Annotated in this window: 15 protein-coding genes; 6 read left to right on the plus strand and 9 right to left on the minus strand. The window is 70.0% G+C overall.

Annotated features, from left to right (window positions below; genetic code table 11):
• Positions 1 to 111 precede the first annotated feature (111 nt).
• The 9 genes from ABD352_RS57295 to ABD352_RS57330 form a co-directional block, all read right to left on the minus strand.
• Positions 112 to 1,587, minus strand: a complete 1,476-nt coding sequence (locus ABD352_RS57295) for an amidohydrolase family protein (RefSeq protein ID WP_344621130.1) — start codon at positions 1,585 to 1,587, stop codon at positions 112 to 114.
• The gene (locus ABD352_RS57300) at positions 1,584 to 2,186 is read right to left on the minus strand and encodes a thiamine pyrophosphate-dependent enzyme (protein ID WP_344621131.1); all 603 of its coding nucleotides are present in this window, start codon (positions 2,184 to 2,186) and stop codon (positions 1,584 to 1,586) included. Before ABD352_RS57300 ends, ABD352_RS57295 begins: the two co-directional genes overlap by 4 nt.
• Complete coding sequence (locus ABD352_RS57305) at positions 2,183 to 2,710, minus strand: thiamine pyrophosphate-binding protein (protein ID WP_344621132.1); 528 nt, start codon at positions 2,708 to 2,710, stop codon at positions 2,183 to 2,185. The genes ABD352_RS57300 and ABD352_RS57305 overlap by 4 nt, the downstream gene beginning before the upstream one ends.
• Complete coding sequence (locus ABD352_RS57310) at positions 2,703 to 6,074, minus strand: molybdopterin cofactor-binding domain-containing protein (protein WP_344621133.1); 3,372 nt, start codon at positions 6,072 to 6,074, stop codon at positions 2,703 to 2,705. Before ABD352_RS57310 ends, ABD352_RS57305 begins: the two co-directional genes overlap by 8 nt.
• On the minus strand, positions 6,071 to 6,583 hold the full coding sequence (locus ABD352_RS57315; RefSeq protein ID WP_344621134.1) for a (2Fe-2S)-binding protein: 513 nt from the start codon (positions 6,581 to 6,583) through the stop codon (positions 6,071 to 6,073). Before ABD352_RS57315 ends, ABD352_RS57310 begins: the two co-directional genes overlap by 4 nt.
• 1 nt (position 6,584) lies before the next feature.
• A complete protein-coding gene (locus tag ABD352_RS57320; RefSeq protein ID WP_344621135.1) occupies positions 6,585 to 7,220 on the minus strand; it encodes a cysteine hydrolase family protein in 636 nt (211 codons plus the stop codon).
• Positions 7,210 to 8,610 (minus strand): dihydroorotase, encoded by a 1,401-nt coding sequence (locus ABD352_RS57325; protein WP_344621136.1) that lies wholly within the window; start codon positions 8,608 to 8,610, stop codon positions 7,210 to 7,212. Before ABD352_RS57325 ends, ABD352_RS57320 begins: the two co-directional genes overlap by 11 nt.
• A 373-nt stretch (positions 8,611 to 8,983) precedes the next feature.
• On the minus strand, positions 8,984 to 9,208 hold the full coding sequence (locus tag ABD352_RS58010) for a creatininase family protein (RefSeq protein WP_425554023.1): 225 nt from the start codon (positions 9,206 to 9,208) through the stop codon (positions 8,984 to 8,986).
• A 149-nt stretch (positions 9,209 to 9,357) separates the two neighbouring features.
• Positions 9,358 to 9,735, minus strand: a complete 378-nt coding sequence (locus ABD352_RS57330) for a MarR family winged helix-turn-helix transcriptional regulator (protein WP_344621137.1) — start codon at positions 9,733 to 9,735, stop codon at positions 9,358 to 9,360.
• 235 nt (positions 9,736 to 9,970) lie between these two features.
• Here ABD352_RS57330 and ABD352_RS57335 point away from each other — a divergent pair, with 235 nt between their 5' ends.
• From ABD352_RS57335 to ABD352_RS57360, 6 genes are all read left to right on the plus strand, one after another.
• Complete coding sequence (locus ABD352_RS57335) at positions 9,971 to 10,231, plus strand: hypothetical protein (RefSeq protein WP_344621138.1); 261 nt, start codon at positions 9,971 to 9,973, stop codon at positions 10,229 to 10,231.
• Between the two features lie 1,427 nt (positions 10,232 to 11,658).
• Complete coding sequence (locus ABD352_RS57340) at positions 11,659 to 12,093, plus strand: helix-turn-helix domain-containing protein (RefSeq protein WP_344621139.1); 435 nt, start codon at positions 11,659 to 11,661, stop codon at positions 12,091 to 12,093.
• A 262-nt stretch (positions 12,094 to 12,355) separates the two neighbouring features.
• Complete coding sequence (locus ABD352_RS57345) at positions 12,356 to 12,832, plus strand: hypothetical protein (RefSeq protein ID WP_344621140.1); 477 nt, start codon at positions 12,356 to 12,358, stop codon at positions 12,830 to 12,832.
• Positions 12,829 to 13,851, plus strand: a complete 1,023-nt coding sequence (locus tag ABD352_RS57350; RefSeq protein WP_344621141.1) for a tyrosine-type recombinase/integrase — start codon at positions 12,829 to 12,831, stop codon at positions 13,849 to 13,851. Before ABD352_RS57345 ends, ABD352_RS57350 begins: the two co-directional genes overlap by 4 nt.
• Positions 13,852 to 13,996: 145 nt before the next feature.
• A complete protein-coding gene (locus ABD352_RS57355; protein WP_344621142.1) occupies positions 13,997 to 14,434 on the plus strand; it encodes an AbrB/MazE/SpoVT family DNA-binding domain-containing protein in 438 nt (145 codons plus the stop codon).
• Positions 14,431 to 15,459 (plus strand): tyrosine-type recombinase/integrase, encoded by a 1,029-nt coding sequence (locus ABD352_RS57360; protein WP_344621143.1) that lies wholly within the window; start codon positions 14,431 to 14,433, stop codon positions 15,457 to 15,459. Before ABD352_RS57355 ends, ABD352_RS57360 begins: the two co-directional genes overlap by 4 nt.
• Positions 15,460 to 15,537 lie beyond the last annotated feature (78 nt).

Consider the following 15,537-nt stretch of genomic DNA (forward strand, 5'->3'; position numbering starts at 1 on the left):
GCTGCGGCCACCAACGATGCGCGATCGGGTCGGACCGCCCGGAACGAGTGCAGGCCGAAACGGCTCACTCGAGCCGGGCGGTCCGCCGCTCATGCGGCTGCCGCCCCTACGTCAGTGGCAACGATCGCCGACGCCGCCGCCGACCGCTGCCTCGATCTGCTCGAGCACCGGCCGGAACTCCTCGAAGCGTGCCAGCCGGTCCGGGAGTGTGCTCCAGATCCTGGCCGCGATCTCGCGCGCCTCGGCACGGATCGCCGACTCGTCCACCGTTGTGATCCGCCGGTCGGCCAGCAGCGCCCGCCCGTCGACATAGACGCTGCGCACTGCGCTGCCCAGCTCACCGTAGGCCAGCTGCTGCCGAAGCTGTGCCGCCGGGGCCGGCCACACGTAGTCAATGTCCAGCACGGTCAGGTCCGCCTTGGCGCCGACGGCCAGCCGGCCGATGTCGGCGCCCATCGCCGCGGCGCCGTTGGTCCAGCACATGGTCAGGCCATTCGTGGCGGTGGGCCAGGTGCGCTGCGGACCTTGGATACGATGGACGATCGTCGAGAGCTTGAGCGTCTCGAACATGTTCTGGGTGTCGTTGCTGCTCGCCCCGTCGGACCCGAGCGCCACCCTGGCTCCGGCGCGCAGCAGCGCGGGAACGGGCGCGACTCCGGCGCCGAGCTTGAGGTTGCTCGCCGGGTTGTGCACGGCGACCGCCGGAGTCTGCGCGAACATCTGCACCTCGCGGCTGTCGAGCCAGATCGCGTGTGCGAACGACGCCCAGGGCTCCAGCGCGCCCATCTCGGCGAGAAACTCCACGGTGCTGACGCCGTAGCGCTCCTTCGCCATCGTCACCTGGGACGCGGCGGACAGCAGGTGGGTCTGCAGCCTGACCCCGCGGCCCCGTGCGAGCTCGACGCTGGCCTCGAACAGGGGGGTCGAGCAGCGCGGAAGGGAGGACGGCCCGAGGATCGGCTGAACCCGGGCGTAACGGCCGGACCAGCGGTCGATGAAGCGGCCGGCCGCCGCGAGCACCTGGTCGGGCTGCGCGATCGGTGGCTTGCGCAGGGCGGCGCCACCGGGGACCAGGTCGATGGGGATGGACGAGAAGAAGTCCAGGTCCGAGTACTGGATCGCCACGTTCGCGCGCATGCCGAGATCCACGTAGGCCTGCATGATGGCGTCCATGCCGTCGTCGACCCATTCGATGTCCGAGCGCGCGCAGTCCAGTACGGCGGTAGTGCCGCTGCGCAGCATCTCCAGGCCCCCGACCATCGCCGAGACGTAGAGGTCACGCGGCGAGAGGCGTGCGCCGGCGCCCCCGTAGCTGGCCAGCACCATCCAGGCATCGAGCGGCAGCGCGTCGCACAGCCCCTTCTCGATGGTCTGGTTGGAGTGCGTATGCGCGTTGATCAGGCCTGGGATGACGATGTCCCCGGCCAGGTCCACAACCTCGGCCGGCTCGGTGGCGGCCGAGGCGTGACGTTGCGCGGCGCCCGTCCCGACGTCGGTGATCACACCGTCGACGATGACGACGTCACCGGTCTCGCCACCGTGCTGCAGATCCAGCAGCCTACCGTTGCGCAGTATCAGCGCCGTCATCCCGCGTGTTCCCTTCGCGATTCCCAGTTGCGGAGTTGTTCCTGGAAGCGCACGCGCGCCTCCACCCCGGACAGCTCGCCCGGGCCGCCGTACGGCGATTCCTCCGCGTCGACCTCGGCGACCAGCAGTGCCGGCGCCACCCCAGCCGCGAGCAGAGCCTCGACTCCGGCACGCAGCGTGTCCCCCGATGCCGCACGCTCGAGCGTGCGCACCCATGGCCATCCCGCCGCGAGCGCGACGGCGCCGAGGTCCGCCCGTCCGGCCGCGGCCAGCGGCTGTCCGCCACCCGTCTCGTACCGGCCGTTGTGGAAGACCACCACGCGCAGGTTCCCGGGCCCGGCGTCGGCGATGGCGAGCAGCGCACCGAGGTTCATGACGAGGTCGCCGTCGCCTTCGAGCAGCAGGAACTGCAGGTCCGGCCGGGCCAGCGCCGCACCCAGCGCCAGGCCCGGCGCAGCGCCCATCGGGTCGGATCCGAAGAACGTGGGGTTCGGGCCGCCGTGGTCACGCCAGGCGCGCCCGGCGCTCCCCAGGCTCGTGATGATCACGTGGTTCGGCGCGGCGGCCGCGATCGCCGCCGCCAGTTCGGCGCGCCTCATGCGGCAGCACCCAGCAGCGCGGTGCGGGAGCACATCAGCACGACCGGGCGGCGCTGCAGCCACGCCTGCTCGACGGCGCGCTCGAACAGCCAGTCGTCCTGGGGCCCGGTCACATGGTGGACGCTCAACCCGGCCGCCGTGGCCACACCGGTACTCACCTGGCCCTTGTACATCTGGTAGTAGAAACCGTCCTCCGCTCCGCCCCGCGCCGCGGCGACGACGAGCAGCGGTAGCTGGTGGTGGTAGGCGAACGCGGCGAGCACGTTCGTCGCCAGGAGCACACCGGCGTTCTGGCACAGCACGACCGACCGCTTGCCCAGCAACGCCGCGCCTCCGGCGATCGCCACGGCGTCGTCCTCGCGACTGACCCGCACGTGCCTGATGTGCTCGTCCGCGGCGACCCGATCGATGAGCGGGCTCAGCCAGCTGTCCGGCAGGGACGCGGCGAGTTCCACGCCTGCGGCACGCAGCCGCTCGACGATCCGCCGCGCACGGTCGGCCCCGTTCGGCCCGGCCTCACTCATGGCCGCCTCCGCCGGCGAGCAGGCGGTCGGTGACCTGACCCGCCAATCCGACAGCGGCATCGAGCTTCCACCGCGTGCCCGGTAAAGGATGTGCCTGCCACTCGAACTCCTTGCTCAGCACTGAGGTCACCGTCTGCCGGGTGGGGCGGGCGCCCGACAGTTCGGCGCAGAGCCGGCGCGGGTTCCACGGCGTCGCCGCCAGCCCGCCGAACACGAACCGTGGTGAGTCCCAGCGGCCGTCGGGCGCGATCGAGACCGCGGCGGCAAGCGACACCAGGGCGAAATCGCCGTCCCACTGCTGCAGCTTGGCGAATGCGCCCGCGCGACCGCGTGCCGTCGCGGCGATCGAAACCGACTCGATGAACTCGGCCGGCCGCAGCCGCAGCTCCCCCGGACCCTTGAACAGCCCCGCGATGGAGGTGGTCCGCGCGGCCGAAGGCCCCGCGATCCGCACCTGCGCATCCAGCGCGGCGAACACCGTGGCGAGGTCCGACGGCGTCACGGCCTGACAGCGATGGGCGCCGATCGCCGCGTGGTGCAGCCGGTGATCACCGGATACGGCATAACAGGGGCACGTTACGCCACCCCGCTTGTAGCAGTCGAAGCCGTTGCGGAAGAACCAGCAGCGCTTCTCCTGCCCGAGGTTGCCGCCGACCGTCGCCACCTCGCGGATCTGCGCCGAGGCGATCGTGTCAATGGCCTCGGCGAGCAACGGCATCCGTCCGTCGGCCCACCGCCCGAGTTCGCTCAGGGTCACCGCCGCACCGATCCGAAGACCACCGTCTGGCAATTCGTCGATCGTGCGCATCGCGCCGATCGAGGACGTGCCGACGAGCACCCGTGGATACGTCAGGGCCTGGTCGCGCTGGACGATGAGATCGGTGCCGCCGCCCATGACCACCGCATCGGGTGCGGCCAGTGCTGCGACGGCGTCGCTCACGGTGGCCGGCAGGTCGATCGCCTCGACCGGCCGCGGCTCGGGGCGGCGCGCCCACCGTGTGCCGAACCGGTCGAGCAGGTGATGCAGGCCGAACGGGTACAGCCTGCGGAACAGTTCGATCTGCCAGCGTGACGGGCGGCGCGTCAGGTGGTGGCGGCGCGGCGGCGTACCGTCGCGCTCCCGCAGCGCGGTGAGCACGACATCCGGCGTGAGCGGAAGTTCGCGGAACCGGATGCCGGTCGCCGCGTACACGGCGTTGAGCAGCGCGGGCGCGGGAGGGATGATCGCGATCTCGCCGACGCTCTTCGCGTCGAACGGCCCGGCCGGCTCCGGTCCCTCGATCAGCTCCACGTCGATCGACGGCACCGCAGTCGCACGCGGCAACGAGTAGTGCAGGTACGACGGGTTGACCACGCGGCCACCCTCGTAGATCAGCCGTTCGCCCAGCGCCGCGCCGAGGCCCTGGACGACACCGCCGATGATCTGGCCGGTGACCAGGCCCGGGTTGATCGCCCGCCCGATGTCGTGGGCCGCGGCGTAGTCGAGGACCGTGATCACCCCGGTGTCCGGGTCGACCTCAACCTCGACCGCGTGCGCGGCGAACGAGTAGCTCGCCGAGATGTTCGGGCGGGCGATGCCGGTCCAGTAGGGCTGCATCCGTTCCTCGAGGTACTCCAGGTCGATGCGCAGGCTGCCGTTGGCCGACTCCGGCGCCAGATCGACCAGGTCGCCGATCTCGACGGCGGCGTCGGCCGACTCGACCAGGCCCGCGCGCAGGCGCACCTCCGAGGTCCCCAGCTTGGCCGCGCCGAGTTCCAGCAGGCGATCGGCGAGTGCCTGGGCGGTCTTGCGTGTCGCGTGCCCGCCCATGTGGGTACCGCGTGACGACCACGCTCCCATCTCCGGCGGGGTCTCGTCCCAGTCGGCCATGATGACCCGCACCCGCTCGAACGGAACGTCGAGCACCTCAGCGGCGATCTGCCCCAGAATCGTGCGCTGACCCGTGCCGGCGTCCGCCCCGCCGAAACGCACCACGACGTCACCGGTACTGGTCACCTCGACGCCGGCTGCGCTGACGTTCCCGCCCGGGTAGGCGTATGAGCCGCTCGCGTGCATGCCGGCGGCGACACCCACGCCGCGCCAGGGCCGCGCCGGGCGGCGCTTCTCGTCCCAGCCGATCCGCTCACGCACGCTGTGCAGGCACTCGACCAGCCGGTTCGACCCGATCAGCGCCCCGGCGAGGGCCTGAGTGTCGGGCCGGCTCGCATTGTGGATACGGAACTCCAGCGGATCGCGGCCGCATCGCTCGGCGAGCTCGTCGGCCGCGCACTCGAGCGCGATCGCCGTCTGGGGTTGCCCGTACCCGCGAAACTGCCCACCGGGCACCAGGTTCGTGTCGACCAGCCGAGCGTCCCAGCGCACCGCATCCGGTCGGTACATCGACCCGAACTGCTTGATGCCGGCGCGCATCACCGAGGGCCCGTAGTGGTTGAACGCCCCGTTGTCGACGTCGACGGTGGCGTCCAGAAAGCAGATCCGGTCCTCCGCGTCGATGTGCGCGGTCAGCGTCGTGGTGAACGCGTGCCGCGGCTTCGTGAACGCGAACTCCTCGGCGCGCGAGAGCTCCAGCAGTACCGGCTGCCCGCACTTCATCGACAGCGCGGCGGCCAGCGCCTCGTGCTCGGAGACTTTCGACTTCGATCCGAAGCCACCACCGACCGACACGTCGCGACAGACCACCTGATCCAGCCGCAGCCCGAGCACCCGCGCCAGCTCGTGCACGACGAAGTGCGGCGCCTGGGACGAGGTCCACAGTTCGAGCCGCTCGTCGTGCCACCAGGCGATCGTGGTGTTCGGCTCCATGCAGGCATGGTTGACCCGGGGATACCGATAGGTGCCCTCGACCGAGGTGACGGCGTTGCGGGTGGCCAGTTCCAGGTCGCCCCAGTGGTCCGCCGTTGCCACGGCCACATTCGTTCCGCTCGGGCGCTCATGCAGGCGCGGTGCCTGCCGATCGAGCGCGGCCGGCACCGACAGCACGGCCGGCAGCCGGCGGTACCGGACCACGATCCGTCGCACTGCCTCCTCGGCGGCCTCGGCGGTGTCCGCGGCCACCGCCGCGACCTCGTGCCCGACGTAGAGCACGCGATCGACGGCCAGCGGCGAGCGGTCGGAGTACGGCTCGCCGCTGTGCTCGTACATGACCCCGGGCGCGAAGTCGGCGGCGGTGACTATCGCACGGACCCCGGGCGCGCGCAGCGCGGCGCTGACGTCGAGCTTTCGGATCCGCGCGTGCGGGGTCGGTGCACGCAGTACCCGGGCCACCAGCGTACCGGCGGGTGGCGCGTCCGCGGCGTACCGGGCCGTGCCTGACGTCTTCTCGTCCCAGTCGATCGGACGCACGGAACGACCGACGACCGTCATGCGCCGGCCTCCATGGCCAGTCGGCGCGACTGCGCCACGGCGCAGACGGCGTCCACGATCTGGCGGTACCCGGTGCACCGGCAGACGTTCCCCGCCATGGCGCGGGTGATCTCGTCCCGGCTTCGGTGCGGGTCCTCGCGAAGCACGGCCTCGGCCCGCACCACCTGCCCCGGCGTGCAGAATCCGCACTGGAACGCGGCGTGATCGGCAAACGCGGCGCGCAGGTCGTCGCACGCCGTTCCCAGCCCGGCAGCGGTGGTCACATCCGCGGACACCAGCGCGGCCAACGCCGTGCAGGCCATGATCGCCCGGCCGCCGACCAGAACGGTACAGGCTCCGCACTCGCCTCGCCGGCAGGAGGCCTTCGCCGCCGTGAAGCCGGCGGCGCGCAGCTCGTCCAGCAGGGTCGCGTGCGGCGGCCCCGTGATCGTCACCCGCGCGCCGTCGACCGTGAGCGTTCGTACCGGCTCGCCCGCCGACGCTCCCGGAAGTCCGGTGGGAGTTGGCATCTCAGCTGTCCAGCGCTTCCGTCAACCCGGTCAGGTCGGTGACGACGCCGTGGAAACGTTCGATGCTCGCCAGGGTCGCGGCATGCGCTGCGTCGTCAGAGTCGGCCACACACTCGGCGGGAACGACGACGTCGAAGTCCCGCGCGTACGCGTCGCGGATCGTCGAGTCGACACAGAAGCTCGTGGTCGTCCCGGTCACGATCAGCACCTGAACGGCGCGCATACGCAGCTCGCACTCGAGCGTGGTCTGGAAGAACGCACTCGAACGGTGCTTCACGACGATCTCGTCGCGCTCCTGCCTGGCGGCCTTCATCTCGTCCAGGAGCTCGGCGTCCCAGGTGCCGCGCCGGCAGAGCTCCAGCTTGACGCCGCGCCGCTCCAGGTGTGACGGGATCCGCCGGCGCGCGCGGGTGACGTCGTCGTTGTAGTGCACCTGCTGGGTGAACCACACCGGCATGTCCAGGCGGTGCGCCAGGTCGATCGCCGTGATCACGTTGGGAATGATCTCCCGCGGGCGGCGGACGGCGTTCGCGCCGAACGCCTGCCCGCGCGAACCCTCGGGGTGGCAGAAGCCGTTCTGCATATCGACGACCAGCAGCCCGACCTCCCGCGGATCGAGCTTCACACTAAGCGGCATGCCAGTTCCTTCCCTTCGCAAGGTCCGGCTCGGGTTTGGTGATCACCTGGCCGCTACCGGGTTCGGCCAGGACCTTGCCGTCGCGGAAGATGACTTCGCCACGGCGCATCGTCAACGTCGGCCAGCCGCGCAACGGCACGCCTTCGAACGCGCTGGGGAACTCGCTCTGCGTGACCTCGGGCCCGACCGTGGCCTCGTGGTCCATGTCGACCACGACGAGGTCGGCGTCCGAGCCGACCTGTAGCGTGCCCTTGCGCGGGTAGAGGCCGAACAACCGAGCCGGGTTGTACGCCATGGTCTCGGCGACCTTCTCCAAGGTGATACGGCCCTTGAGGACGCCCTCGGTCAGCACGACGGGAAGCATCGTGGCCAGGCCCGCGAAACCCGGGGCCTCCTCCCAGAATCCCTTGCCGGACTTGGCGATCGGTACATGGTCGGATCCGATGGTGGCGATCCATCCCTCGCGCAGGCCGCGCCAGAGTTCCGCCTGGTGCTGCGCGTTGCGCAGGGCCGGGGCCACCTTGCCGACCCCCGAGCCGTGGGCGGAGAGCCGGGGATCGTCGGCGGTGAGTGCGAGGTAGTGCGGGCAGGTCTCGAGGACGACGGTGCGGCCCTTGCGCCGCGACTCGGCCGCGGCGTCCACGGCCATGCCCACCGTGGTGTGGGGCACGTAGAGCGGGCACTCCTGGAGGTCGGCCAGCCAGATCGCCCGGAGCAGATCCTGCTCCTCGACGAAGTCGGGGCGCGTCTCGGTGTAGGCGGCCAGGTCGTTACCACCGCGGGCCTTCACCTGGGCGGTGAGGTGGCACACCAGCGAGTCGTCCTCGCAGTGGACCATGCACCAGGCATGCGGGCCGAGCTCGCGAATGCGCTCCATCGCCGCGTAGAGCACCGCGTCGTTGACCGAGACCAGCCCGATCGGGTTCCCCGGCTCGTAGCCGCCCATGTAGAACTTGAAGCTCGTCACGCCGAACTGCTCGGCGTAGCGCGGGATCTCGTACACCTGCTCCATCGTCGAGATGATGAAGTGGAACTGCGTGTCGACGAGCATCCGAGTCCGGGCCAGCTCCAGCTCGGGCGGGAACGTGTCGAGGAAGGACGTGCCGGAACGGCGGTACTGCAGCACGGTGGTCACGCCGCCGCGCGCCGCACTGGCAGTCTCCGAGGCAAAGATCTCGGCGAGCGGCCGGCCGCCGCCCAGATGAACGTGCGGATCGACAATCCCTGGCATCACGTACTTGCCGTCGCAGTCGATCCGTTCGGCGGCCTCGGGCAGCGCCCGCTCGTCACCGATGGCCACGACGCGACCGTCCGCGATGGCGATCGCGGCGTCGACGATGCCGCTCGGGCTGACGATTCGCCCGCCCGTCACCAGCGTGTCTACCTGCATGTCTCTTCCAGTCCTCGCCTCGTAACAGCCGATCATCGAACCGCACCGGGCCGGCGCGTTTGCGGGAGGGTAGCTGTCGGCCGCTAGCCCAAGGGGGTTTGGGAACATCCCACGCCGCCGGACCGTCCTGACTCAGTGGCCGGACTGGTGCGGCAATGCCGTCCATGGGACGCTATCCAGGGCACTAGGGCATGTCAAGCATGCGGAATGACATCTTGCAATATAAGACGACCGCCTACCCAGTCGAACCCTCGCCGACCGCGGTCAGCAAGCCGGTCAGGGCCGCCTCGACCCGCGCGACGAGATAGGCGAACAGCTCGGCACGCTGCTCGGCCGACACGCCAGCCGGGTTTCCCGAGCACACCGTTTCCGCTCACGGCCCGAATGCCGTCCGAACCCAGTCGCGGCATGAGGTCGACGATCGACGTCTCACCCGGGCCGGATCGAAGGGAAGCACGAGGGAGGTCTCCGTTGGGCCGGCATGGGCAGCTCCGCCCGGAACCGTCAGATGGTGGACGAAGATCGGCATGCCTTCGTGTTCGCAGACGTCCGAGACCTGCCGGAGCACATCGACATTGCCGCCGTGCCCGTTGACGATGAAGACCGCGCATCACCAGCGCAAAGGGCGTCGAACGGCTCCCTGACCAGGTGCGTCAAGGCACCCGTGCCGATCGACAGCACTCCCCCGAGGTAGCACTTGACCGCATCCAGTGGGCTCGCGACCCGAGCGTGCGCTCGCGCCGTAGCTCAGCGGCGCAGCCGACCGATGACGGCTGCCAACGTGGCCAGGTCCTCCGAGCTGAGCGCCAGTAGCGACGGAGGCGGCTGGTCCAGGATCCCCTCCGCCAGGGCCGATGCATCCCGTCCCGCCGCCGTCGCCACGACGACCTTCGCGCGCCGGTCGGCGGGGTGCGGCTCGCGCCGCACCAACTCCCGTTTCTCCAGGTCGTCCACGACCAGCGTGGTATAGGGCGCGTCGGTCTGCAGCCGGGCTGCCAGCTCGCGCATCGTCAACGGTCCCTCGGCCACCTGGCGCAGCGCCTGGACCCGCACAAAGCTCATGTCGAGCGCCTCGCAGACTTCCTTCTTCTTGCGGGCGTGCTCCTCCAGCACGAGGGCGCGCATCCCGCGCCACGCTCGCGCTGCCGCCTCCGTGTGCGTGTCAGGCATCGACCAGTTCCGTCCCGAGTTCCTTGCTCCGGCGCTCCATGGCTTTCCGGCCGGTCGTGAGCGTACCGATGAGCGCCACCGCGGTGCCGCACCCGACGACGATCCGCGAGGCCGGCCGGCTCGCCGCGGTGAACCTCTCCGCGATCGCCCGGTCGTACAGGCCCGCGAGATGACTGCGCCCAGTACCGCGATGCCGAGTACCGCGCCGAACTGCCGGCTGGTCGGCGCGAACGCCGCGGCCACACCCGCCTGTGAGGTGGGCAGCCCCCGACACGGCGGTGACGCAGTCCAGGCGTACGCCGAGAAGGCCGCCGCCGACTACGAGAAGACCCACGCGGTCACTTTAGTGGTCTTCGTCGTTAGTTCGTCGGGGGTTGGAGCCAGGCTGTGGGTCGTTGAGGTAGAGGCCGCAGGCGCAGTCAAGGGCGTCTTCGGGGCTGCCGGCGTGTAGTCCGTTGGGCAGGACGGCGTCGTTGTAGGCGTCGGGGCCGCCCAGGTAGATCGCGAAGCCCCAGATGTTGGCCGAGCCGCAGTAGCGTAGCCGGCATAGCGCGGCAGCATGCTGCCGTCGGTGCATTGTCTGCCGATGTAGGTGTGAGCACGCCGTGGTAGCGCACCTCGACGGCAGCCAGGGCGGGCCAGCGCTGCTGGGCGTGGCGGCTCAGGCGTGGCGGCTCAGGCGTTGCCGCAGGCTGGTCTTGGCCGACCCATGTGGCCTGGGGACAGCTTTCGATAGTGCCTGATCCGCCCCGACGCGTCGCTGCCCTGGATGATGTGCTGGCAGAACATGTCGGTGCCCCCATCGAGTCCCTACCAGATCGAGTTGGCCGACGATGAACACGCCGCGTAGGTTGCCTCGACCCACCACACAGGCCCGTATGGTGCTGGGGGCGCGGATCGTGTCGGCTGCCGCCGATGGTGCCACCAGCAGAGATCGCCGAACAGCAGCGCGTGCACGCGGACACGGTACGCAAGTGGCGGGTCCGGTTTCTGGCGGTGCCGCCTGGCGGCGCTGGCCGACGCCGATCGGTCGGGCCGGCCGCACCGGTTCACCGCCGTGCAAGCCGCCCAGGTCAAAGCCCTCGCCTGTGAACTGCCCGCTACCCGCGGGGTGTCGCTGTCGCGGTGGAGCGCCGCCGACCTAGCCGACGAGGCGTCACCGCCGGCATCGTTGCAGACATCTCGGCGCCTGGCTGATGGTGCACCAGTGCTCGGCGCCGTGGCGGTCGACGACCCATCGGTTGGTCGTGCCGACCCTGTGGCGAGTGAAGGTCGGCAGGATCGAGGGAACGATGGACCCGGACGACGACCCGGCACCCGTTGCCGTGCCAGGAGCGGCGGATGGCGTCGCACACAGGCTGGCGTTGCGGAACTGGCAGGCGCCCTGCAGCGGTGCCGCGAGTCGACGGCCCTGATTCTGGTGGATCGGTGACCCGTGGCTGGGAAACGGGCGCTGTGACAGGATAGAGCGTATGCCTCAACCCTTTGACCGGTACCGTCCGCGTCGCCAGCAACTGCTGGCTGGCGTGTCGGCCTGGTTGCGCGAGTTCTGTATCCAAGCCGCATTCAGCGCGCTCATCCCGTACTACGACCTCTACGGTGCGGCACCCGAGACCTCTACGGTGCGACACCCGATGGCCTGACCGCGCGCCTGCCGAAAACGCATCCGTGCTGGTGAGAGCCGGTATGCGTGGCAGCTACGATCTTGGTGCGGTTCCCCGTCGGGTTCTCGTGTACCTGTGGTCGCTGCGGCATGATGGTTCGTCGTGCTGCTGCGACTGGCCTACCTCGGCTTGACCAACGTGTTCGCGGCACTGCGCCTGCTGCCCACGAACCCGGGACAGGGATATCGAGATCGTCGTCCTGCGGCATCAGATCATGGTCTTGCAGCGCCAATTGGGCAACGAGAAAGTACGGTTCGACAACGGCGACCGGGCGTTGCTGGCGGTGTTACTGCACCGGCCGCCACGCGACGTGCTGGGCCGCATGCGACTGTTGGTGCGCCCTGAGACGGTGCTGCGCTGGCACCTCGATCTGCTCGCCCGTCGGCATGCATGCGTCTCCCGGCCCAAACGTCCTGGACGACCGCGAACCGTACGATCGATCCGTGCGCTGGTGCTGCGCATGGCCCGGGAGAACCCGCATTGGGGCTACCGGCGCTTACACGGCGAGTTGCTGACCCTGGGAGTCGAAGTCGCCGCGTCCACGGTCTGGGCGATGCGGCGCGAGGCCGGGATCGATCCCGCGCCCGAACGGGCGGCCAGCACCTGCCGACTTCCTACGCTCCCAGGCCGGCGCCCTGCTGGCCTGTGACTTCAACCCGCGCGGGGCAACCGACCACTCTGCGACGTCCTTCGAACCGGATTGAGGCGTAGGCTTCGACCCCGTAGCCTGTTCGCATGAACCCCTGTTTTTCGCAGGGGTGCAACGCGTGGGGGTTCACATCCCCCCTTCGACACCAGAATCCGGCACACATGCCGACTTTGAGGGCCGCGTGTTCGAGCGCAATCGAACACGCGGCTGCGGTGTCTCCACCGCACAATCGTGATATTTCGGCCACAGGCCGGTGGTCGCGATGACCGCAAACCCGATCCGGCCGGTCATCCCGTCGGTCCAGCCACACCCGCGTGCCGTCATCGCGACGTCGGCCGCAGCGGCACGGCCACGCGGACCGTTGCCCCTCGCCCGGCTGACCGAGCGCCCTGCCGGCACGCTGCGGTTCGGCCTTGCCACGATCGACATGAACGGGCGGGTGGCAGACGCCGCGTTGTTCCGGGCTCTCGGCTGGACGATCGACACCCGGCTGCACATGCAGACCTGCGCCGACCTGGTCGTCGTCGTCGCGGACGAGCACGGGGTATTCCGGCTCAGGCCACCCGGACATGTCCGCATCCCCGCGACCGCGCGGCACTGGTGCCGCCTCGACCTGGGCGCCCGGGTGCTGCTCGCCGCCGACCCGGTCAACGGGCTGCTCGTCGTGCACCCACCGGCGGTGCTCGAGGAACTGGTCGGCGGGCTGCTGAACGCCCGGTTCCGGGACGGTGCCGCATGACGGCCGCCGCGAACGCCCGCAACGCCGAACTGGAGGCCGCGAGGCTGCTGCTGGCAAAACTCGGTGTCTCCCCGGAGGAACTGCTGCAGCGGGTGCCGGCCCGGCCGGCGACGCCGACGTTCCGCGAGTACCTGCCCGTGGTCCGCGCCGCCGTCGGGCCGGGCACGCTGCGGGCGTACAGCAGCTACTGGAACCGCATCGAACAGCGGTGGGGCGACCGGCGCATGGACGACGTGAAACCGACCGACATCGGCGGCCTCGTCGAGCAGGTCAAGGCCAACCGGGTCATGCGGCGCAACGGCCGCTCCGGCCGCGGCGCGGCCGAGAACCTGATCGCGGCCCTGCGCTGCGTCTACAACCACGCCGTCGCCGACGGCTACCTCAGCAAAGACGACAACCCGGCGCTCAAGGTCGCCAAGCCGCAACGGCTGCCGAGCACCCGCGGTGCGCTCGCCGACGCCAAGCTCACCGAACTCAACACGGCTGCCGCCTCCAGCGGCAACGACCCGGAGCTCGACGCGCTCCTGCTGCGCTTGCACACCGAGACGGCGTGCCGGCGCGGCGGCGCCCTTGCCCTACGTCCACTCGACCTGGACGAGGAGCAGTGCCTGATCCGGCTGCGGGAGAAAGGCGAAACAGCCCGCTGGCAGCCGGTCTCCCCCACGATGATGCAGTACCTGCTCCAGCACGCCAGGGAGCGCGGCGCGCCGCCGGACGGCCAGTTGCTACGGTATCGCAACGGCACGCCGATCACCCGCCGCCGTTACGACCATCTGTTCGTCCGGCTCGGCCAGTTGCTGCCGTGGGTGGCCACGCAGCAGGTCAGCATCCACTGGCTGCGACACACCACACTCACGTGGGTGGAACGCAACTTCGGCTACGCGATCGCCCAGGCGTACGCCGGGCACGCCGACAGTAACGGCGAGGCCGGCACCACCGCCCGGTACGTGCGGGCCAAGCTCAGCGAGATCGCCGCCGCACTCGCCGCACTCACTGGAGAGCCCCACCCGATGCAGTAAGCCAATCCCGGGGTGGCGGCTGACGACCACCGCCTCCCCGGGCCGCGGCACCGTCCGACACCTCATGACACGTTCCGGCCAGACCCCGGCAGCAGCAGCCTGGAGTCGTAAACCGCACTGTCAGGAGGAGGAGCCACGTTCGACGATGACCGTCTCTCATCCGATCGATGCTGCCGCTGGGCCGCCGCAGGTACCGCCGGCGCTCCCGATGCCGGCGCTGCCCGAGCTGAGCCAGGCAGACGTCGGCTACTGGCTGATCACGACGCTCGACGATGCAGGGCGTTTGGCGAACCGGTCACCGGTCCGGGCGCTGGGCTGGACCGCCGGTCAGCGGCTGCAAGCGTCGGTACACCCAGCCATCGGGTATGTCTCGCGTGCCGACACCGGCCCGCTCGCCGTGGCCGCCCGCGGCCATGTCCGGCTTCCCGCGGCAATGCGGCACAGGCTCGGCCTTGCCTGCGGTGACCGCGTACTGGTAGCCGTGCGACTCGAACAGGATGCGCTGGTCGTGTACCCGCTACCGATCGTGGCCAGCCTGCTCACCGCGTTCGAGGCGTCTGCCGGCATCACCTCGCAGCCATGAACGACGGCACCCCTGCGCCCGGCAGCATCGATCTGGAGACGGTCCGGATCCTGCTGACGCGATTGGGCATATCAGCTGAGGACCTGATCAATGGTGCAGCACCGCGAGTTGTCCCGACCTTCGCCGAGTACATCGACCACATCGCCGAGGCCGTACCGCCCGGCACACGCCGCGCTTACCTCACCTACTGGCGGCGAGTCCGGGAGCGCTGGGGTGATCGCCGCCTCGACGAGCCAACCGCATCAGAGATCAAACAACTCGCCGAATCCACGCGAGCGTCCGCCGTGGTCCGCAGCAACTCCCGCGGCGGTCGTAGCGCCGGTGAGCACATGATCGCTGCCCTGCGGTGCATCTACCAACATGCTGTCGCCGACGGGCTCCTGCCCGGGTCCGCGAATCCCGCCATCCGCGTGCCCAAGCCGCGGCGCCTCGCCAGCGCGCGTCACGCCCTGACCGACGAGCAACTCTCCCAGGTCTTCGCGATCGCATCCACCACCGGGAACGACCCCGAACTGGACACGCTGCTGTTGCGCCTGCACGCCGAAACCGCGTGTCGCCGCGGCGGCGCGCTCGCCCTGCGCCCCATGGATCTCGACGCCGAGCAATGCCTCGTCCGACTACGCGAAAAGGGCGAGACCGTCCGCTGGCAGCCCGTCTCCCCCACGCTCATGCAGCATCTCGTCGCACACCACCAGCAGCGAGGCGGCGAAGACCCGCGCGAACAGCTGCTGCGATATCGCAACGGGCGACCGATCACGCGCCGACGCCACGACTACATTTGGGAACGCGTCGGCAAGCACATCGCATGGGTCGCCACGCAGCAGGTCAGCACACACTGGCTTCGCCACACGACCCTGACTTGGGTCGAACGCAACGTCGGCTACGCCACCGCCCGAGCGTTCGCCGGCCACACCGGACGCAACGATGCGGGCTCCACCGCCACCTACGTGCGCGCGGACCTTCACGATGTAGCCACCGCGACCGCCGCCCTCACCGGTGAACCCCACCCACTCGCAAAGAAGTAACTTTCCGTGTTCATTGAGGTGATCTCACCAAGTTCGATAGGCCGTGGCGTAACGACACGGACTTTGCGCACATAGCGG

The sequence above is a fragment of the Dactylosporangium salmoneum genome (assembly GCF_039532525.1).
Classification (GTDB): Bacteria; Actinomycetota; Actinomycetes; order Mycobacteriales; family Micromonosporaceae; genus Dactylosporangium; species Dactylosporangium salmoneum.